The sequence below is a fragment of the Labrys sp. HAY1-8F genome, assembly GCF_056754975.1.
Map to the genome: position 1 here is coordinate 653877 of NZ_JBPGWZ010000001.1, position 19911 is coordinate 673787.

The window sequence follows — 19911 nt, forward strand, 5'->3', positions numbered from 1 at the left end:
TTGCGGGTGCCGGCAGCCTGGGCGAAGCCCCCGTTTCAGCGGCCGCGGTCACAGGCCAACCCAGTGGTCACGAGACCCTGCCGATCTGGCGAGGCCCCTGCCCTACCTGGAGCAGGCATCATCCCATCGCCATGTTCGAGCGCAGCGGCTGCCTGTGGCGATCCACGATTCGAGGCGGCGCTCTTGACTTCCTGCCGCAGTGTCACTGGCAATCGATAAGATATATTTTTGTTTTTATAGTGTGGATTTTCAAGCATAAATGTAAGTATAAATTTACGCAAAATCTTATAATTATCTATATATTTTTCAATATTTAAAATACCGTATTATAAAGTACCAATCTTGAATGATTCAAATATGTACTCGTTGACTTGAGTTGAAGGATATTGTTAGGCGGGTCTGATTTTTTCTTGAAGAAAGCTCTCGGCCTGTGAAACTTGAATCCGCCCTTCTGGCGTCCGCATCGCTTGTTCTGATGTCTGGTGTCGTCCATGCCCAATCCAATGGCGCCACGCCGATCGAGCTCGATCCGGTGGTGGTGGAGGGCAAGGACCGCGGCGGAGTAGCGGGCGTGATCGCAACCACCGGTTATGTCGCGACCTCCGGTCGGAGCCCCACCAAGACCGACACTCCTTTGCTGGAAGTGCCGCAATCCGTCTCCACCGTGACGCAGCCCCAGCTCGAAGAGCGCAAGCCACAGAATTTGCTCGAGGCGATCGCCTACACCCCCGGTGCCGTCGTGGGCATGTATGGCTTCGATTCCCGGTATGACGGTTTCATGGTCCGCGGCATCGACATGACCAATACCGGCGTGTTCCGCGACGGACTGCGGCAACTCAACAGCCCGAACGGCCTGTTCAGGCTCGAACCTTATGGGGTGGAAGCGATTTCCATCCTGCGTGGCCCGGCCGCTTCCATCTATGGTGCCAGCAGCACGGGCGGCATCGTCGACATCATCTCCAAGCGCCCGACCGAGACGCCTTTCCGCGAGATCGAATTGCAGACAGGTTCCTTCGGTCGGCTCCAGGGCAATTTCGACCTGTCGGGACCTCTCAATGCCGAGAAGACTGTATTCTATCGGCTGACCGGCGTCGTCCGCAATGCCAAGGCCGATCTGAGCGCCGGCCGGGACGACCGCGTCTTCATCGCACCGGTGATAACCTGGAAGCCCAACGATGCCACCAAGCTCACGCTGCTTGGCGAATATATGGATTCCACCGTTGGCGGCACTCAGGTCTACCTCAACCGCTACGCGCCCTATGTCGATAGTCGGGGCAACGTCACCGACAAGTCGGTTGGCGCCACCAAAGTATTCGCCGGCGATCGCCGCTACAACGACTTTCGCCAGCAGCAGGGGCGCATCGGCTACGAGTTCGAGCACAAGTTCAGCGATGCCCTGATCCTGCGCCAGAACGCACGCTATTCGCAACTTGGCACCAATCAGGAATATTACTATTTCGGCCCTGGCCTGACTCGCGAAAGCACGGCCGGCTTTGCCAGCGATACCAGCCTGGAAAGCCACTTTGCCACAGGTCCGCTCGAACACACGCTCGTGACGGGTCTGGACACCAGCTATCTGCATTACCGTTCGGCAGAAGGCTATGGCGGCGTGCCCCTTGGTGTCGACCCACCGTTGACCACCCAGTCGAAGCAGACGCTGGCGATGACCGGCATCTATGTCCAGGACCAAGTCAAGTGGCAGAACTGGCGCCTGACGCTCGGCGGCCGGCACGACTGGCTCTATAGCCGCTTCAGCAAGGGCACGGTCGGCAGCGGCATGACGCAAAGCAAGAGCCGCGACACCAAGTTCACCGGACGGGCGGCCTTGAGCTATGTCACCGATTTCGGCCTCGCCCCCTATGTCGCCTATGGCACCTCCTTCACGCCCAATCCGGGTGCGGTGCTCAATGGCGGCGTCGCCGTGCCCACCACCGGCGAACAGACCGAAATCGGCGTCAAATACGACATTCCCAACATGAACGCGTCGCTGCGCGCCGCCGTCTTCGACATGCGCCAGAACAATGCGGTGGTCTATGAAGTCATCGACGGTCTCAACAAGCAGGTCCAGCTCGACGTGCGCTCGCGCGGTGTCGAGATCGAGGGCGTGGCCTCGCTGACCAACGGGCTCAGCGTCCAGGCTTCCTATTCCTACAACGATGCCCGCATCCTCAAGCTCACTCCCGACACCGAGGGCAACCGTCTGTCGAGCGTGCCCTATCACATGGCCTCGCTCTGGCTCGATTATGCCTTCCAGGAGGGGCCGGCCACCGGCCTCGGCATTGGCGGCGGCGTGCGCTATGTCGGCTCGAGCCTGGGCGATAATCTCAATCGCGCGATACTCGAAAACAAGCCGCGAACCTTCGTGGACGCATCGATCCGCTATGACCTCGAAAACCTCAATCCAAAACTCGCCGGCATGCGCGTGCAGGTCAGCGCCACCAATCTGCTCAATGAGGTCAAGCAGATCTGCACGGTCGGCTATTGCTATTTCGACGAGGGACGCAAGGTCATTGCCAGCCTGCGCTACCGCTGGTGAGCAGTATCGAGCCTGGCACGCCGAGCAGGTACACTTTGTCCTCTCCACTCGCCATCGTGCTCGGCGTGGGCGGGCTCTATGTCGGCCAGAGCATCATCGGCGGCTTGACCTTCATCGCCTTGCCGAGCGTGCTGCGGGAGCGAAACCTGCCGCTCGACCAGATCGGCATGCTCTATCTGGCGGTGTTGCCCTGGGCCTTCAAATTCCTATGGGCGCCGGCAGTGGAACGCTACAGGCTACCGCCCGCCGGCCATAGCCGCTCGCGCTCGATCGTCCTGGTCGGCGGCCTGATCTCGGCTGCCGGCCTCGTGTTGACCGGGCTGATCGGGCCAACCAGTTTCATGCCCCTGCTCGCCGTGCTGCTGCTGATTGCCTTCGCCACCTCCACCAGCGACATCGCCTGTGACGGGCATGCGGTGGAAACCCTGTCCGAGCGCTATCATGGCTGGGGCAATGCGGCGCAGGTCGGCGGCGCCTATCTGGGGTCGGCGATCGGATCGGGGCTCTTTCTGGTGCTGGTTGCCCAGTATGGTTGGGGCGTCTCCTGCTTTGCCATGGCAGGCCTGCTGATCGTGCTCGGCTTGCTTTTCGTATTGTCGCCGGCTCCGCTCTCTCCCGGGCGCAACCATCGGCCCTCTCTGCGCCAGGCGTTGCGGCGCAAGGACATGCATCTGGGCCTGGCTTTGGCAGCGGTCAACGTCATCGCCCAGAAATGGGGCGTCAGCATGCTCGGCCCCTTTCTGATCGACAGCGGCCTCGACCTCACCTCGCTGGGCATCGTCAACGGCGTCGGCGGCATGGCCATTGGTTTCATCTGTGCCCTGATCGGCGGTGCCCTCGTGCGGTTGTTGAGCGCGCGGACCGTATTGGCACTGGCGCTCGTCCTGCAGGCCATCGCGCTGTCGGGCTTGGCCTTCGCCGCCTGGAAGGGCGGGATCGGCCAACCCCTCCTGCTCATCCTCGCACTGGCAAGCTCGTCCGGCATCATGGCTCTCGGCTTCGTCGCACTCTATGCCCAGTTTATGGTGGTCTCCGATCCCCGCCAGGCCGGCATCGACTTCACGCTGCTGCAATGCATGGACGCGCTGGTGAGCATGGCGGGTGGCATGGGTTCGGGCTGGGTCGCCCAGCATTGGGGCTATGGGCCCTATTTCGGCATGGCGGCATTTCTCGCTCTGGCTGCCGCGCCGATCGCCGCCATTCTCAGCCATCGCGTCGCCGTGCGGTCCGCTGCCCGGAAGGATCCGGCAGAGGCGCTGGTCGGAGTTCCGTACGGTCGATGATCGCATCCCTCGCGCCCTGCTTTGCTGGAAATCTCCATTGGTACAAGGAGAGCGTGGCGCTGCCGGGCGTGCATGGACGCCTGATTGCCGGTCGCAGCCTTCTCGAAAAAGGCGTGGCCGAGGATCTGATGTCACGCTTTGCCGACACCTATCCCGGCGCCGACCGCCAGGCACTTGTCTCGATGTGGACGCAATGGCATTTCGGGGCGCTGGTCATCCCGGCAACGGCCGCAACCTTGCTGCTGGACCGGGAATTGCCCGTGGATCTGGATGCGATCGGCATCGTTCCGCATGAAAGCGGGCGCACTGCCGCGCTGGTCATCCCGGATGAGGGCAGGCTGCATCCCGGCGACGCCACCAAACGCTTCTCGCGCCTTTTCGAAGGGCATGTCGAACCGCTGATCCACGATTTCGAGGCGCGATTTGGCGTGTCCAAGCGTTTGCTGTGGACCAATGCTGCTGCGATTTTCGAGTGGACATTGCAGCAGGTGCTGGACGTTGGCGTTCCCTGCCCAGTCGCCTTGGAGGAAGGCCGTGCTTTGCTGCAGCAGCGCAGTGGCGGCGATGGTCGTCCCAATCCGATTTGCGGGGCGGTTCGCTATCCCCTGGAACAGGGACAACCCGTGCGCCGGCGGAAAGTCTGTTGCCTGCGCTATCTTCTGCCGGGCGTGGAGGATTGCGGCAGCCTGTGCCCGCTGCCGCAGATAAGTCGGAAGCAAAAAGCAGACATTCCCATTTAAACAAACTTTGTAGCCTGTTGTTATCGCTTCTTTCTTGCTGAAAACAAATTCCACGCTCCGGCACAGTGCTCAAGGTTCAGTGCAGGATCTCGGCGATCCAGGCACTGTCCGGACCGCGGGCGAAATAGATACGGACTGGGCTCGCTTGTGCCTGGGGCGTGTCCTTCACCGTGGCGGTGCACGTCACGCCCGGGCGACCGACGGCGGGCACACAAGTATTGATATGGGCAGTCTGTTGCTGCTTGGCGGCCAGCGCGGGTATTGCGCGCATGGCGGCAGTTGCCTCAGCATCGCTCGGTTGGTCCAGGAGCAGAGCGGTCGCGGACGCCAGGAATACGAAAACCAAGCCATCCGCCAAAGTCCGGTTGATCGGCACGGCGGCCTCCTGTGTTCAACGTCGGAAGAACAGGCGGAGCCATGCTTATAAACCCGCAAGGGGGCAGAAATCGGATCGAGTGTTTCTGGCAGAGCGGCACGACTGATGCAGGCGGCCGGATGTCGATTTAAGCGGTGCCGGACATGTCCGGCGCAGGCGCCCCCGACGTGCCGGCACGACGATTCAGCCGGCGATACTCTCCGGGTGGCACGCCGAAACGGGCCCTGAAGCTCCTGGAGAACTGGGCCTGGTCCGTGAATCCCCACTGATAGGCTATCTCGGCGGCCGTTTGGCTATTGGCGGGATTTTCAAGGGCCGTGCGGCAGGCCGCCAGCCTCTGATCGCGGATCCAACCCGCCACCGTCTGGTCGGTGTCGCGGAACAGGTCGTGCAGATAACGGATGGAAACCCCGCAGGCCCGCGCGATCATGTCGGGATCGAGGCGCCAATCGTTGAGGTGGGCTCGGATATAGGCCTCGATCCGGGCAAGATGCGCCTCGCGCACCGTCGAGCTGCCCGATGTCAGGATACGATCATCCGCCTTGACCGCCAGCACCAGGAGATCGATGAGTTGGCGCCCCACGGCAGTGCGGGCCTCCTCGTCCAGCGCCTCGAAGCGCTGGGGCAGGAGGTGCAGCATGTCCGCAAACAGGCCGCCCGCTCCATTGGCCGCGTCGAACTGCAGCGAACACAGCCTGTCCGGACTGCGGATACGCTCCGACAGCGGTTGCGAGGCCACCTTCAGCACCCAGAGATCGGCGGGATCGGCGTGGCTGAACTCATAGGGCTCGTGGCTGCGCTCGAGGAAGAAGCCGCCGGGCGAACAGCGCACTTCGCTGCCGCATTGGGAGAAAGAAACCTGGGAACGGGTCGGCACCGTCACCAGGAACTCTTCCTTGCGGGCACTGCGAAAATGATGCGGCAGGCGCAGATATTGCAGCCCGTCCGAAGAGAGCCGAGAGATCGATACGTCGCCGAACTGCCAGATGGTGAGGTCACCGAAGAAATGATCCGGATGGCGGAACGTCAGGTCGAGCGGGAAATAGGCCCCGGCAATGGCCTGGTGCCAGTGCCGGCTCCGATCCATGGTGCGGGTCGCGCTCGTGGTGACGGAAGTCTTCATGACAGCTCCACAGAACGGTTATCGAGACTAGGCGCGAGAGGCGAGGATGGCAATCGCGCGGTCCGGCCATCCGGCCGATTGTGCACTCAGCGTCAAACCATTGCTCGCTCCCTGCAAAGACGGCCGCCGGCAAACCTGATTGGCTGATGGAAACAACGGTGCGCGAGACGCCGCTGCAGGGGATCGTGGGGGACAGACTTCTCCCGCCTTGCTTGCGGCTGGCCGGAGGGTTTTGCGATTTTGGCGGCATCGCCAAGAATCGCAAAGACGCTCCAGCCAATCCGTAGGATTGGCTTGGAACCAAAGAGTGAGAGCAAACAAGCGTTCACGTCTGAACGCGCTTTGCTCTGGGGAGGATGGATGTCGATAGAGCGAGAAAAAGTTGATCCGATCACACTATCGGTGGTGCGTGGGGTGCTGGAGACCACCCAGCGCGAGATGACGCTGGCCCTGGAAAAGACGGCGCGTTCCTCCGTCTTCAACCTGGCCCACGATTATTCGACCGCGCTCTTCAATGCCCGTCCGGAAATGATCCTCCAGGGCCAGGATATTCCCATCCATCTCGGCTCCCTGATCCCGGCCATGAAGGCCGTCGCCAAATTCTTCGGTGACGACATTCATGAAGGCGATCTCTTCCTGCACAACGATCCCGTCTTCGGCGGCAGCCACGCCATCGATACTTGCATGTACAAGCCGGTGTTCTACCAGGGCGAGCTGGTCTACTGGACCGTCTGCAAGGGACACCTCACCGATATCGGCGGCCCGGTTCCGGCCGGCTACAACCCAAACGCCACCGAGATCTACGCCGAGTGCCTGCGTATCCCGCCGGTGAAGATCTGGGACCGCGGCAAGCCACGCGAGGACGTGCTCAACCTGATCTTCTCCAACATGCGGGCGCGACGCGACCAGGAGGGCGATTTCCGCGCCCTGATTGGCGCCTGCCAGGTCGGTGAAAGGCGCCTGATCGCCCTCCTCGACAAATATGGCAAGCCGACGGTCGATGCCTGCATCGACACGCTGCTCGACATGGCCGACAGGCATATGCGCTCGCTGATAGCGAGCGTTCCCGATGGCACCTATGAGGGCAAGGCCATCCTCGAGGATGCCGGGCACGGCTTCGGCGACTTCGAGATCGGCGCCAAGGTCACCATCACCGGCGACGCCTGTCACATCGTCATCTCCAGCCCGCCCCAAGTGCCCTATTTCATCAATTCCTATGAGGGCAACTCCCATTCGGGCGTCTATCTCGGCCTGATGATGTTCGCCGCTTTGCCCCCGCCCTACAATGAGGGGCTCTATCGTTGCGTGAGCGTCGATTTCGGGCCGAAGGGCACGCTGTGCAACGCGCAGGAGCCCGCGCCCCACATGAACTGCACCACCACGCCGATGGAAACGCTGACGGATGCGGTTCGGCTCGCCTTCGAGAAGGCGATGCCTTCCAAGGTCGCGGCCTCCTGGGGACATGCCAACGGGCTCAACATCGCCGGCAAGGACGGCCGCAACGGCGAGGAGTTCGTGACCATGGTGCTTGCCACCATCATCTCGGGCGGCGGCGCCACTCCCCAGCAGGACGGCTGGCATGCCGTCGGTCCGGAATGCTGCTTCGGCGCCCTCACTTCGGGTGACGTCGAGCTTCTGGAATATTCCTATCCCATCATCATTCACCGCTACGCGCTGATGACCGATTCAGGCGGCGCCGGGAAGTTCCGCGGCGGCTCCGGCACGGCCTGGGAGGTCGAGCCGCTGAACGGCGACATGCTGTGCATCGGCTTCGGCGAAGGACGACGCATTCCAGCCATGGGCGCGGCCGGCGCCAAGTCTGCCCTGATCGACAAGAAAGTCGGCCGCGTCGAGCTCCGGCGCGGCGGCGAGGTCACGGTCGAGCGCAAGAACATCATCGAGACCATCAAGCCCGGCCAGACCATCACCAATCTCAACCCCGGTGGCGGCGGCTATGGCAATCCGTTCGAGCGTCCTGTCGACAAGGTGGTCTGGGATGTGCGCAACGGACTCGTCTCCATCGAGGGCGCTCGCGCCGACTACGGCGTGTCCATCACGAATGCCGAAACATTGGAAGTCGACCTCGCCGAAACCCAACGGCTCCGGGCGGCCTGAAAGAAATCATCATGGAACACGCTTATCGTCTCGGCATCGACGCCGGGGGCACCTTCACCGATTTCGTCATCGCCAATCGCACCAGCGGCGACGTCAAACTGTTCAAGGCACTGTCCACGCCATCCGATCCGACCAGGGCGATCGAGAACGGCCTGAAGCAGATCGCCGAGAATTTCGGCACGACGCCTTCGGCCATCGTGTCCGACTGCGACCTCTGCATCAACGGCACCACGGTCGGCCTCAATGCCCTGATCACCCATCGGGGCGGCAAGACCGGGCTGATCTGCACGGCGGGCCATGAGGATTCCATCGAGATCCGCAACGGCCATAAGGAAGACGGCTTTCGCTACGACCCCGAATATCCGGCGGCCACCATGCTGGTGCCGCGCTATCTCAGGCGCGGCGTGCGCGAGCGCGTGCTATCGGATGGCTCCGTCCGCACCGCGATACAGGAAGAGGACGTGCGGCAGGCCTGCCGCCTGTTCCTCGCTGAGAAAGTGGAGACGGTAGCGATCTCCTTCGTGTGGTCCGTGCTCAATCCTGGGCATGAGCGCCGCGCCGCCGAGATCGTGCGGGAGATGATGCCCGACGTGATCCTCACCGTCGGCAGCGAACTCTATCCGCAGATCCGTGAATATACCCGCACCTCCACCGCGGTGACCAATGCCTATCTGGCTCCGGTGATGCGGCGCTACGTCACCGCCGTCGACCGCTATTTCCGCGATCTCGGTGCCAAGCAGCCCGTGCGTTACTTCCAGTCGAATGGCGGCCTAGCCGTCGGGCAGGTGATGACCGATCGCTCCGTCTACGCCATCAATTCCGGCCCCGCCTCCGCGCCGCAGGCCGGCCTCTATGTCGGCGCCCCGTTCGGCAAGGAGAATGTCATCACCGTCGACATGGGCGGCACCTCCTTCGACATCACGCTCACCCGCAACGGCCAGACCAACCTGAACAAGAACGTCGACTTCCTGCGCTACCGCGTCGGCGTTCCCATGATCCAGGTCGAGACGCTCGGTGCCGGCGGCGGCTCGATCGGCTGGATCGACAGCCTGGGCCTGCTGCAGGTCGGTCCGCAATCAGCGGGCTCCGAGCCCGGCCCGGCCTGCTATGGGCGCGGAGGAACCGATCCCACGACCTCCGATGCCAATCTCGTGCTCGGCTATCTCAATCCCGAGGGGCTGCTCGGCGGCAAGCTGCCTCTCGACGTCGGACGAGCTCGCGAGGCCATCGCCAGGATCGCCGGGCCGCTCGGCATCAGCGTCGAACAGGTTGCCTATGGCATGTTCACGATCGTAAACAGCGGCATGGTCAACGGCATCCGGCGCGTGTCGGTCGAGCGTGGTTATGATCCGCGCGACTTCGTCCTGGTCGGGGCCGGCGGCGCCACCGCCGCCCACATCACCGCTCTGGCGCGCGAGATGGGCATCGATACCATCATCCTGCCCAAGCTCGCCTCCGGCCTGTGCGCCTTCGGGCAGATCATCTCGGACGTCAAATACAACTATATGGCAACCGCTCCTTTGCGCCTGGACAATGCCGGCGCCTGCGAGAAGATCGACGTGCTCTTCGCCGAGATCGAGGCCCAGGGTGTCCGCCATCTGGAGGCAGACGGCTTTGCTGCCGACCGCATCGCCATCAAGCGCAGCCTCGAAATGCGCTATGTCGGCCAGGTGCATGAATGCACGGTCGACATCGATAATTTCAGGATCGACGACACCACGATCGACCGGGTCAAGGAAGCCTTCCATGCCCGTCACGAAGAACTCTACACCTATTGTGAGCGGCACAACCCGGTCGAGGTGGTGAATATCGAATCCACCCTCTTCGGGTTGATCGAAAAACCCAGGCCTCCTCGCCTCGACAGCACCGGTAGCCTGGAACAGGCCCTGAAAGACCGACGGCCCGCGATCTTCCACAGATCGGGCGAGACGACGTCTACACCTGTCTATGACGGCTCGAAGCTGGGCGTGGGCGTGTCAGTTGCAGGGCCTGCCATCATCGAGGAGGTCACCACCACCATCGTCATCGAGCCGGGCTGGACCGCAAGCCTGCATGAAAGCGGCAGCTATCTGCTGACCCGCAAGGATTGACCGGCAATGCCTGCCTTTCCTGCTCTCCTTTCGCTCGCGGGGCTGTTGTCGCTAGCGATTGGGCGGCAGGAAGAAGGCCTGGCGGAAATAGGAGCGGAAGGCTTCCATGGCGGGCGTGAACACCGCGTCCCGCCGCCAGGCCAGGCCGACATCCATCGAGGGGATCGGCTCGGTCGGCACGATCGTCTCGATGCGCTTGCCCTCCAGCGACCAGGGCCTGAGCACCATGTCCGACAGGATCGCCACCCCCTGCCCGTCCGCCACCAGCGAACGGACGGCCTCGACCGACGACGTCCGCAGCGTCACGTTCGGCCGGAAGGAAGACAGGCTCCAATAGCGCAGCGCCGTATGGGCGGCTTCGTCCACGGTCAGCATGATATAGGGCTCTTCGGCGATCTCCTTGAGGCTGACGGCGCCCTGCGCCAGCAGCCGGTGGCGGGCCGGCACCCACAGCCGCCGGCGCGAGCTCATCAATGTCTCGGTGGTGAGATCGGGATTGATCACGTTGGAGGTCAGCAGCACCGCCATGTCGTAGCGATTGGCCAGCAACCCGTCCTCGATCGCTTCGCGGTTGAGCTCGAAAAGCTGGATGTCGAGATTGGGCCAGGCCCGTCGCAGTCGGCCGAGATGGGTGGGCAGGAAATAGCCGATGACCGTGTAGGTGGCCGCCACCGTCAGCCGGCCGGCAAAATCATTGGCGGGCAGGAGAAGGCTGGTGGCCTCCTCGACCTTGTTCAGGATTTCATAGGCGTGAAACAGGAACTGGCGGCCCGCCGGCGTCATGTCCATGCCCTGGGTGGAGCGGGTGAACAGTTCGACGCCGACGATCTGCTCCAGCTCCTTGATGGCGGTGGTGATCGCCGATTGCGAGATGCCGAGTTCGCCCGCGGCCTGGGACACCTGGCCATGCTCGGCTGTCGCCACGAAATAGCGGATCTGGCGCAGACTGACCGGCATGAACAACTCCCTTCGCGTTTCAGATCGACCTCTACATCAATATTTATAAAATCGATAGATGGCCGACCAGAACTCCACCGAATCTCATACCTGCGGGCTTATCTCCGGAAAATTGACCCAATATGAGGGAAATTCAAGCGAAGTCAGGAAATCTCCTATTTCTGAAAATCAGATAACAAGCATCTGATTATAGAATTTTTCAATCTATCCGTCTCGCCGTAACGTCAGAGCAAGACCGGCGGCGATGCCGGCGCAGGACTAATTACAGAGGGAGGCTGGCTTGGCGCTGGCTGCGGTCGACATCAATTGCGACATGGGCGAAGGCTTCGGCCAATGGCGCTTGGCGGAGGCGGACGACACCGCCTTGATGGAGCTCATCAGCTCCGCCAACATCGCCACCGGCTTTCATGCGGGGGATCCATCGCTGATGGACGCCACCGTCCGGCTGGCGGCCCAGCACGGCGTCGGCATCGGCGCCCATCCCGGCTATCGAGATCTCCAGGGCTTTGGCCGCCGCCGCATCGAGGGAGCGGCCGAGGAGATCGTCAACGACATCGTCTACCAGACCGGAGCGTTGCGGGAATTTGCCCGACGCCATGGTGCCAGTCTGCAGCATGTGAAGCCGCATGGCGCGCTCTATATGGAACTGGCTGCCAATGAGGACCTGTCGCGTTCCTTCGTCCATGCGATGCAGGCCACAGCTCCCAACGCCTTCATCTACTGCATGGATGTCTCGCTGACCCATCGCGTCGCCGTCGAGGCCGGCCAGCCGGTGATCCGCGAATTCTACGCCGACCGCGACTATGGCCGCTCGGGCTCCATCGTGTTCACCCGCCGCACCGGCCGGCTCGATCCGGCGGCAATCGCCGACAAGGTGGTGCGGGCCTGCCGCGAGCAGCGGGTGCGGACCGTCGAGGGCGACGACATCGACATCGCCTTCGACTCCATCTGCTTTCACTCCGATACGCCCGGCAGCCTTGCGATCGCCCGCGCCATGCGTGCGGCCCTGGTGGCCGATGGCATCAAGATCATGCCGGCGAGCGAGCTGGCGCACCCGTTCAAAGCCATCACGAGGGGATGAAGAATGGCAATTTCGCAGATCATGTCACCCTTGCCCGGCGTCTTCTACAGACGCCCCTCCCCTGACAGCCCGTTCTTCAAGGAGGATGGAGAGGCCGTCACAGCGGCGGATGTCATCGGCCTGATCGAGGTGATGAAGTCCTTCCACGAGATCAATGCGGGCATCGGCGGCGTCAATATCAAATTCCTCGTCGATGACGGCGACGCCGTGATGGCCGGCCAGGCACTCGCCGAGGTGGAGGCATGAACATCCGTTCGGTCCTCATCGCCAATCGCGGCGAAATCGCCGTGCGCATCAATCGCGCGGCCAAGGCGCTGGGGCTGCGCACGGTGCAGGTCTACAGCGCAGCGGACAAGGACTCGCTGGCGGTACAGCTCGCCGACGAGGCCGTCGAGATCGGGCCGGCCGCCGCCAAGAAATCCTATCTCAATATCGAGGCGGTGATCTCGGCCGCCAAAGCGGCCAGGGTGGACGCCGTGCATCCAGGCTATGGCTTCCTTGCGGAGAATGCCGATTTTGCCGATGCCGTCGTGGCGGCTGGCATGAAATTCGTCGGGCCCGCCGGCTCTGCGATCCGCCTGCTTGGCGACAAGGTCGCGGCGCGGGCCGAAGCCGAGAAGGCGGGCGTGCCCACCGTGCCGGGCAGCGGGGGGCGCATCGCCAATATCGAGGAGGCCGAGGCGATCGTCGCACGCATCGGCTTTCCGGTGATGATCAAGGCTGCGGCCGGCGGCGGCGGACGTGGCATTCGCGTTGCCGCGGACATGGACGAGTTCCGCCGGCAGTTCCCCCAGGCTTCCGCTGAAGCGGCGGCAGCCTTCGGCGATGGCGGCCTCTACATCGAAAAGGCCATCGAAAAGGCGCGCCATGTCGAGGTGCAGATCCTCGGCGATGGCAGGAACTTCGTGCATTGCTACGAGCGCGAATGCTCGCTGCAACGCCGGCGCCAGAAAGTGTGGGAGGAAGCCCCGGCCGTCGGCCTGTCGCCTGAGGTGCGCGAGCACCTGTGCCAAAGTGCCGTCGCCCTCGCCCGCTCGGTCGGCTATAGCGGCGCGGGCACGGTTGAGTATCTCTATGACGAGGCAAGCCAGGACTTCTACTTCATTGAAGTAAACACCCGCATACAAGTCGAGCACCCGGTAACGGAAATGATCACCGGCCTCGACCTGGTCCAGGAAATGCTGCGCATCGCTGGCGGCGAGCCGCTCTCCGTCCGTCAGGAGGACGTCGCCGTCGCCGGCCATGCCATCGAATGCCGCATCAACGCCGAAGACCCGTTCAAGAACTTCATGCCCTGGCCGGGCGTGGTCACGGCGCTATGGGTGCCCGAAGGCGATGACATTCGTTTCGACACTATGCTCTTTGAGGGCTATGCGGTGCCGCCCTTCTACGACTCTTTGCTGGGCAAACTCGTCGTGCGCGGCGCCGACCGTGCCTCCTGCCTCTCCACGCTCCGGCAGGCGCTGGCCGGCCTGAAGATCGAAGGCATTCCCACCACCATTCCCCTGCACGAGGCCCTTGCCGCCGACGCCGATGTGGCGGCGGGGCGTTTCCACACGCGCTTTCTCGAAGGCTGGCTCGAGAGCCGTTTTGCGCCGCCGCCAGCCGAACCGGTGAAGGAGGCCGCCCGATGATGAGCCGATATTCGTTTGGCGGCGACGAGCACCTGTTCGTCGAATGCGACGAGAGCATGTCGCTGGAGGCCTTCTTCAAGAGCCTGTCCATGACCCGCGCGGTTCGGGAGGCTGGCATTGCCGGCGTCACCGAGATCTGCCCGGCCAATGCATCCTTCCAGATCCGCTTCGATCCCGATCGCATCAAGCCGGACGACATCCTGGTGGAGGTGAAGGTCATCGAGGCGGTCGCGGCGAAGGCAGATCCGGTGATCGGCACCCGCATCATCGAGATCCCGGTGTTCTATCAGGATCCCTGGACTCGATGAGACCCTGATGCGGTTTCGCGAACGCCACCAGGACCCTGGGGCCACCGATCTCGAATATGCCGCGCGCGTCAACGACCTCGCCTCGGTTGAGGATTTCGTCGCCGCCCACAGCGGTTCGCCCTGGTTCGTCTCGATGGTCGGCTTCGTCGCGGGCCTGCCCTTCATGTACCAGATGGTCGAGCGTTCCCGGCAACTCCAGGTTCCCAAATATCTGAGGCCCCGCACCGATACGCCGAAGCTGACGGTCGGCCATGGCGGCTGTTTTTCGTGCATCTATTCGGTGCGCGGCGCCGGCGGCTACCAGATGTTCGGTATCACGCCTATGCCGATCTTCGATCCCGAGCAGAAGACCGGCTATCTCCGCGACTTCATGGTGTTCTTCCGGCCCGGCGACATCGTCAAGTTCAAGCCGATCGGCCGTGACGAACATGATGCGATCGCCGCCGACGTCGCCTCCGGCCGCTATGCGCCTCAGATGCACGAGGTCACCTTCGACCTCCGGGAATTCCAGAACGACATCGACGGTTACAATGCCAGGCTGGAGGGCATGATCCATGGGCGTTAAGGTCCTCAATCCCGGCCTTTCCACCACCATCCAGGATCTCGGCCGGCCGGGCTATTTCCATCTCGGCATTCCCATCGGCGGGGCGATGGATCGGCTGGCTTTGCGCGCCGCCAATCTCCTGGTCGGCAATGACGAAGGAGATGCCTGCCTGGAGGCCGTGTTCCTTGGCCCCGAACTCGAATTCACCCGGGATGCAACGATCGCGATCACCGGTGCCGAGATGCCGATCAAGATCGCCGGGGTCGAGCAGCCGTCCTGGACCGCCCTCGGCGTCAAGGCGGGTCAGACGCTCAGCTTCGGCTTCCTCAAGGCGGGCGCGCGCATCTATATCGCCGTCGCCGGCGGCTTCGACATTCCCCTGGCGCTCGGCAGTCGCTCGACTTACGTGATCGGCGCTCTCGGCGGCTATAAGGGCCGCGCCTTGGCCAAGGGTGACGAACTCGCGATCGGCGAAGCGGGCACGGCCAAGGAAGGGTGGAGCGTGCCCGAGCCCCTGCGTCGCCGCCCGGGCGCGACCGCGCAGCTTCGTGTCCTGCCCGGCCTGTATTGGCACCGCATCCAGGAACAGTCGGGACGCGCCTTTTTCGAGGACCAGTGGAAGGTCGCACCGGAAGCCGACCGCATGGGCTATCGCTTCCGTGGTGGCCGTCCCCTGCACTTCGTCGAACGTGAGCCCCCCTTCGGAGCGGGATCGGACCCCTCCAACATCGTCGACAGCTGCTATCCCTATGGTTCTATCCAGGTGCCCAGTGGCACCGAACCGATCATCCTGCATCGTGATGCGGTATCCGGCGGCGGCTACTTCATGCTCGGCACCGTGATCTCGGCCGACATGGACCTCATCGGCCAGATGCAGCCCAACACGCCGACGCAATTCGTCGAGGTCGACATGGCCACGGCGCTGGCGGCTCGCGCCGAACGCGCAACGCTGCTCGCCTGCATCCGGGCCGTGCTGGCCTCCAGCTAGATCCACCCTGGCCGAAGCGGTTGAAAAGGCCGCGCGACCCAAGAACAGCATCCAAAAACAGCATCCAGAACCAGTGAGAGGGGAACCATCATGGCAGGCACCGTCGCGGCCGCCGAAGCCGATACACTCGACTATTCCAACCGGGCCGTCCCGCCCGATCAGCGCATGCCCAAGATGGCCCTGACCATGGCGTGGTGGGCCGTGTGCAGCGCGGTGTTCTATATCGTCGTCGGAGCCGCCCTGGCCCTCGGCTTCGGCACCCGCAACGCCATCATCGGCATGGTACTGTCGGTGATCGCCTATGGCCTGATCAATGCCGTGCTCAGCCGCTTCGCCATTCGCACCGGCCTGTCCGTCGCCTTGTTCTCACGCGTGCTGTTCGGCAATGTCGGCGCAGGGCTGGCGACGCTGATCTTCTGCGCGACCGCGATCTATTACGCGGTGTTCGAAGGGTCGGTGATCGCCGTCGGCATCCACACCATTTTTCCGTCCGTGTCCTATGCGATCGCTGCCCTGATCGTCGTGCTCTATTCGGTGCCGCTGATCTTCGGCAGCATCCAGACTTGGCTCGACAAGTTCAACGGCGTGCTGCTGCCCTTCTATATCCTCGGGCTCGTGGTCGCCGTCGGTCTCGCAATCGCCGAATATGGCTACAGCGACAAGTGGCTCAATCTCGGCCCGGCCGGCGGCGCGCCGGCTGGCGGTTGGTGGTCGTGCTTCGTCTATTACATGGGCGTGTGGGTGCTGATGATGTTCACCTTCGACTATGCCCGCTTCGGCCGCGAGGAGGACGCCGGCTATCACGCCTTCTTCAATTTCGGCATGCCCTTCTATGTCATGGTCTTCCTGGTCAGCGGCCTGTTCGGCATGTTCATGATCGGCACCGTCCCCGATCTCGGCACGGTCAGCGAAGTGACCGTCCTCCTCGCCCTGCTCAAGCTGATGGGCGTCTGGGGCCTGCTCTTCGTCTGGGTTACGCAGACACGCATCAACACGGCCAATTACTATCTCGCCGCGGTCAACATGGAGGCCCTGGTCCAGCTCTTCGGCAAGCTGCCCTTCGGACGCATCGGCTGGGCGGTCGTCGTCGGCCTGATCGTTTATCTCCTGATGCTGGCAGATGTCTTTGCCTATCTCCTGCAAGCCCTCGCCTATCAGGGCATCTTCGTGGTGGCCTGGGTTGCCGTGGCGATGGCCCATATCCTCAGCGACCGCTACCGGCGCCTGGCTGGCGATACGATCGAGTACCGTTCGAGCCATGTGCCGGCCTTCAATCCGCTTGGCCTCGTCGCCTGGTTTGCCGGCGCCGCCATCGGCATCGGCCTGCATCTGTTCGGCGGCGCCTATGCGGAGTTGTCCGCGCCGGCAACGGCCGTCGCCGCATTCAGCATCTATGCGGTGGGCCTCACCTTCGCGCGCCGTTCCTGGTTCCTGGTCGCCGACTGAAATGATGAAGCACAGGCTCCCGGTCGACCTTCGGCCGGGAGTTGCTATTGAAACCGCGAAGGAAACGGCTCTAGATCCTGTCCGGGAGATCCATCTTCCAGCGCCGTGCAGCCTGGTAGAGGCTGATGGATGAGACTTTGCGGGGGCCTATGGAAGTTATATCTCGGCTCGTTTTCACCGTGGCCAGCATCTGCCTGATGGTGTTGGCGGGCGGCCTTGTGGCGATTGCCGGCGTCCGGGTCTTCCGCGCCGCATATTCAGACGGCCAGTTCGACAATACGCTGCTCGACTCAATCGGCTTCGTGGTCGTCGGCATCGCGGTTTTCGACGTGGCGCGCTATTTCCTCGAGGAGGAGGTGCTGCGCGCCCGCGAAATGCGCGACGCCGTGGAAGCCCGGCGCAGCCTGACCAAATTCATGTCGGCCATCGTGATCGCGGTTTTCCTCGAAGCCCTGGTGACCGTGTTCAAGGTGGCCAAGCAAAGCCCGGAGCAATTGCTCTACCCGGCGCTCCTGCTCTTCGGCGGCACCGCGATGATCGTCGGTCTCGGCGTCTATCAGAAGCTGTCCGTCAGCGTCGAACGCGAAAGCCCGGCCGAACCCCGCAAGGAAAAGGGCGAAAGCAAGCGCAAGACGGAAGATCAGGGATAGAATCACGGCACCGATCAGACACGAGCCGGAGGCTCGCCCTGAGTCAGAATGGACAGCACGGCGCGACCGCTGGTGACGTCGGCCATCAACTGCCGGACATCGGGCAGACACTCCTCGCGGATCGCAGCGACAAATTCGGCCCCCGTCGCGGTATAGTCCTGAGCAAGAATCTGCACCGCCTGATGCGCCGACAATCGCGCCTGAACCAACGCCAGATCGGCAAAGCCGCAGACAATACGCGCCTCCACCCGGGCGACGATCGGCAGCTTCTCGGCGGCGCGCAGGCAGGATGCGGCGGTACCGCCATAGGCCCGGATCAAGCCGCCGCTGCCAAGCAGGATACCGCCGAACCAGCGCGTGACCACGACGGCGACACCATCCAAGGCCTGGCCGTCGATAGCCTGCAGGATCGGCTTGCCCGCAGTGCCGCTGGGCTCGCCGTCATCGTTGAAGCGGTAGAGCGGACCTATTCGCCAAGCCCAGCAATTGTGATTGGCCGTTGGATCGGAATGGTGCTTGATGAAAGCCTTGGCCGCCTCTTCATCCGTGGCGGGAGCCGCTGTGGCCAGAAAACGACTTTTCTTGACCTCCTGTCTGAAGGTCTCGGTTTTTTTAAGACTGAACAAATCCGGCATGGCCGCAATCTAAAACATTTTCCTGAAAAGTTTATGGGCTTCCTGGCTACAGGAAAGTACATTGAAACAAAAAGTTAGAGCAGAACGTCGATGTGGGGAAATCGCAATTCACCGCTGAGTGGCGGGTTCGGGAGCCAAATCACCGCGCTCCGAGGGCAAGGGATCTGCTACCCTGAACGCATCGGGCTCGGCCGCCATTCACCCACGAAGGTTCAGGTGGCGCAGTCGGGGATGCCCAATGCTCGGCCGATGACACCAGACACTTCAGATTTAACCGCTTCGTAAACCCAAAATCGAAAGCCAGATGTGGGCACCGTTCTGCATCGATTGACTTGACCCCGCGTCACTGCTGTAGTCGCCAGCAGCCTGGATGTTCTCAAAAAAGGGATTGGAATGAGCACGAGGATACATGTAGCGGCACTGGCCGGAGCGGTCTTGAGCCTGTTCCAGCTTTCAGGCGGAGCCCATGCTGCCCAATGCGGCAAGAACGCATCCGGCTATGAAGCATGGAAGCAGGAGTTTTCAGCCGAGGCACGCGCCAAGGGCGTTGGTCAGGCCGGCATCGCCGCGCTGATGAGCACCCATTACGCCACAGCCACCATCAACGCCGATCGTGGCCTGAAGAGCTTCAAGCTGTCCTTGGATCAGTTCCTTGCCAAGCGCGGCGGCAATACGATCGTCGCGCGCGGGCGCCAGCTCAAGAAATCCCAAGGCGCGCTGTTTGCCGATATCCAGCGCCGTTACGGCGTTCCCCCCGGACCGCTGCTGGCGATCTGGGGCATGGAGTCGGGCTTTGGTGCCGTCAAGGGCAATCAGAACATGCTCTCCTCGGTGGCAACGCTTGCCTATGACTGCCGCCGGCCCGAATTCTTCACCGACCAGCTCTACGCCGCGCTCAAGCTTGTCGACAGCGGCCGCTTCACAGCGCAAACCCGCGGTTCCATGCATGGTGAAGTGGGCCAGACCCAGTTCATGCCCAAGACCGTGCTGCAATATGGTGTCGGCAATCTCGACAGTGCGGCCGGCGCCCTCGATTCGACCGCCAACTATCTGAAGGGTCATGGCTGGAGCGCTGGCCAGGGCTATCAGCCGGGCGAGCCGAATTTCTCGGCCATCCAGGCCTGGAATGCCGCCTCGGTCTATCAGCAGGCCATCGCCCATATCGGCCAGCGCATCGACGCCCAATAGGAGACTTGGCGGGCTCTCTCACCCGAACACAGTCGACTATCGATCAATTGCGCCGTGGAGCACTCGCCTCCACGGCGTTTTTCATTATTTGACGTTGCGTCATGGCATTTGAGGCACATAAGAAGCTTGCATCGCTTCACGCGTCCAGCCGCTTGTGTGCCAGGTGGGACTTGGCATCCCTCAGTAACGCCTCTCACTATCGCGCATCGCGCCTGTG

Annotated in this window: 16 protein-coding genes and 1 pseudogene; 13 read left to right on the forward strand and 4 right to left on the reverse strand. The window is 62.7% G+C overall.

Annotated features, from left to right (window positions below; all coding sequences use genetic code 11):
• Positions 1-475: 475 nt before the first annotated feature.
• Genes ACR9ZN_RS03015 through fhuF form a run of 3 tightly spaced genes read left to right on the forward strand, consistent with a single transcriptional unit; the run spans position 476 to position 4559 of the window.
• A complete protein-coding gene (locus tag ACR9ZN_RS03015; RefSeq protein WP_481271322.1) occupies positions 476-2536 on the forward strand; it encodes a TonB-dependent siderophore receptor in 2061 nt (686 codons plus the stop codon).
• A gap of 35 nt (positions 2537-2571) precedes the next feature.
• Positions 2572-3819 carry an MFS transporter gene (locus tag ACR9ZN_RS03020; protein ID WP_481271323.1) on the forward strand — a complete coding sequence of 416 codons (1248 nt, stop codon included), beginning with the start codon at positions 2572-2574 and terminating at the stop codon, positions 3817-3819.
• Entirely contained in the window at positions 3816-4559 is a 744-nt protein-coding gene (gene fhuF / locus ACR9ZN_RS03025; RefSeq protein ID WP_481271324.1) for a siderophore-iron reductase FhuF, read from the forward strand. Before ACR9ZN_RS03020 ends, fhuF begins: the two co-directional genes overlap by 4 nt.
• A gap of 76 nt (positions 4560-4635) precedes the next feature.
• Here fhuF and ACR9ZN_RS03030 read toward each other — a convergent pair whose 3' ends face one another.
• Together ACR9ZN_RS03030 and ACR9ZN_RS03035 are read right to left on the reverse strand one after the other, a co-directional pair.
• Positions 4636-4935 carry a hypothetical protein gene (locus tag ACR9ZN_RS03030; protein ID WP_322432017.1) on the reverse strand — a complete coding sequence of 100 codons (300 nt, stop codon included), beginning with the start codon at positions 4933-4935 and terminating at the stop codon, positions 4636-4638.
• 127 nt (positions 4936-5062) lie between these two features.
• On the reverse strand, positions 5063-6058 hold the full coding sequence (locus ACR9ZN_RS03035; protein ID WP_434960806.1) for an AraC-like ligand-binding domain-containing protein: 996 nt from the start codon (positions 6056-6058) through the stop codon (positions 5063-5065).
• A 360-nt stretch (positions 6059-6418) separates the two neighbouring features.
• Here ACR9ZN_RS03035 and capB point away from each other — a divergent pair, with 360 nt between their 5' ends.
• Together capB and capA are read left to right on the forward strand one after the other, a co-directional pair.
• Complete coding sequence (gene capB / locus ACR9ZN_RS03040) at positions 6419-8173, forward strand: caprolactamase subunit beta (RefSeq protein ID WP_454817976.1); 1755 nt, start codon at positions 6419-6421, stop codon at positions 8171-8173.
• Positions 8174-8184: 11 nt separating this feature from the next.
• On the forward strand, positions 8185-10263 hold the full coding sequence (gene capA, locus ACR9ZN_RS03045; protein WP_481271325.1) for a caprolactamase subunit alpha: 2079 nt from the start codon (positions 8185-8187) through the stop codon (positions 10261-10263).
• A gap of 51 nt (positions 10264-10314) precedes the next feature.
• Here the strand turns inward: capA and ACR9ZN_RS03050 are convergent, their stop codons facing one another.
• Positions 10315-11220, reverse strand: coding sequence for a LysR family transcriptional regulator (locus ACR9ZN_RS03050; protein ID WP_434960803.1), 906 nt, complete (start codon positions 11218-11220; stop codon positions 10315-10317).
• A gap of 280 nt (positions 11221-11500) precedes the next feature.
• Here ACR9ZN_RS03050 and ACR9ZN_RS03055 point away from each other — a divergent pair, with 280 nt between their 5' ends.
• From ACR9ZN_RS03055 to ACR9ZN_RS03085, 7 genes and pseudogenes are all read left to right on the forward strand, one after another.
• Positions 11501-12301 (forward strand): 5-oxoprolinase subunit PxpA, encoded by an 801-nt coding sequence (locus ACR9ZN_RS03055; protein ID WP_454817972.1) that lies wholly within the window; start codon positions 11501-11503, stop codon positions 12299-12301.
• A gap of 3 nt (positions 12302-12304) precedes the next feature.
• The gene (locus ACR9ZN_RS03060; RefSeq protein ID WP_441770754.1) at positions 12305-12547 is read left to right on the forward strand and encodes an acetyl-CoA carboxylase; all 243 of its coding nucleotides are present in this window, start codon (positions 12305-12307) and stop codon (positions 12545-12547) included.
• The gene (locus ACR9ZN_RS03065; protein ID WP_454817970.1) at positions 12544-13935 is read left to right on the forward strand and encodes an acetyl-CoA carboxylase biotin carboxylase subunit; all 1392 of its coding nucleotides are present in this window, start codon (positions 12544-12546) and stop codon (positions 13933-13935) included. Before ACR9ZN_RS03060 ends, ACR9ZN_RS03065 begins: the two co-directional genes overlap by 4 nt.
• Positions 13932-14808 (forward strand): annotated as a pseudogene (locus tag ACR9ZN_RS03070) (5-oxoprolinase subunit B family protein). The gene ACR9ZN_RS03065 and the pseudogene ACR9ZN_RS03070 overlap by 4 nt, the downstream one beginning before the upstream one ends.
• Positions 14798-15775, forward strand: coding sequence for a 5-oxoprolinase subunit C family protein (locus tag ACR9ZN_RS03075; RefSeq protein ID WP_481271326.1), 978 nt, complete (start codon positions 14798-14800; stop codon positions 15773-15775). Before ACR9ZN_RS03070 ends, ACR9ZN_RS03075 begins: the two are co-directional and overlap by 11 nt.
• A gap of 90 nt (positions 15776-15865) precedes the next feature.
• Positions 15866-17221, forward strand: coding sequence for a purine-cytosine permease family protein (locus tag ACR9ZN_RS03080; RefSeq protein ID WP_481271327.1), 1356 nt, complete (start codon positions 15866-15868; stop codon positions 17219-17221).
• Positions 17222-17346: 125 nt separating this feature from the next.
• The gene (locus ACR9ZN_RS03085; protein WP_481271328.1) at positions 17347-17871 is read left to right on the forward strand and encodes a GNAT family acetyltransferase; all 525 of its coding nucleotides are present in this window, start codon (positions 17347-17349) and stop codon (positions 17869-17871) included.
• Between the two features lie 14 nt (positions 17872-17885).
• Here ACR9ZN_RS03085 and ACR9ZN_RS03090 read toward each other — a convergent pair whose 3' ends face one another.
• A complete protein-coding gene (locus ACR9ZN_RS03090; protein ID WP_481271945.1) occupies positions 17886-18497 on the reverse strand; it encodes an IMPACT family protein in 612 nt (203 codons plus the stop codon).
• A gap of 402 nt (positions 18498-18899) precedes the next feature.
• Here ACR9ZN_RS03090 and ACR9ZN_RS03095 point away from each other — a divergent pair, with 402 nt between their 5' ends.
• Positions 18900-19694, forward strand: a complete 795-nt coding sequence (locus ACR9ZN_RS03095) for a lytic murein transglycosylase (protein ID WP_434960795.1) — start codon at positions 18900-18902, stop codon at positions 19692-19694.
• The last annotated feature ends 217 nt before the right edge of the window (positions 19695-19911 follow it).

Coding starts and splice junctions, on each gene's coding strand:
- capB (WP_454817976.1), top strand. CDS start 6,419: ATGTCGATAGAGCGAGAAAAAGTTGATCCGATCACACTATCGGTGGTG.
- ACR9ZN_RS03080 (WP_481271327.1), top strand. CDS start 15,866: ATGGCAGGCACCGTCGCGGCCGCCGAAGCCGATACACTCGACTATTCC.
- ACR9ZN_RS03015 (WP_481271322.1), top strand. CDS start 476: ATGTCTGGTGTCGTCCATGCCCAATCCAATGGCGCCACGCCGATCGAG.
- ACR9ZN_RS03060 (WP_441770754.1), top strand. CDS start 12,305: ATGGCAATTTCGCAGATCATGTCACCCTTGCCCGGCGTCTTCTACAGA.
- capA (WP_481271325.1), top strand. CDS start 8,185: ATGGAACACGCTTATCGTCTCGGCATCGACGCCGGGGGCACCTTCACC.
- ACR9ZN_RS03085 (WP_481271328.1), top strand. CDS start 17,347: ATGGATGAGACTTTGCGGGGGCCTATGGAAGTTATATCTCGGCTCGTT.
- ACR9ZN_RS03095 (WP_434960795.1), top strand. CDS start 18,900: ATGAGCACGAGGATACATGTAGCGGCACTGGCCGGAGCGGTCTTGAGC.
- ACR9ZN_RS03050 (WP_434960803.1), bottom strand. CDS start 11,220: ATGCCGGTCAGTCTGCGCCAGATCCGCTATTTCGTGGCGACAGCCGAG.
- ACR9ZN_RS03075 (WP_481271326.1), top strand. CDS start 14,798: ATGGGCGTTAAGGTCCTCAATCCCGGCCTTTCCACCACCATCCAGGAT.
- ACR9ZN_RS03035 (WP_434960806.1), bottom strand. CDS start 6,058: ATGAAGACTTCCGTCACCACGAGCGCGACCCGCACCATGGATCGGAGC.
- ACR9ZN_RS03065 (WP_454817970.1), top strand. CDS start 12,544: ATGAACATCCGTTCGGTCCTCATCGCCAATCGCGGCGAAATCGCCGTG.
- fhuF (WP_481271324.1), top strand. CDS start 3,816: ATGATCGCATCCCTCGCGCCCTGCTTTGCTGGAAATCTCCATTGGTAC.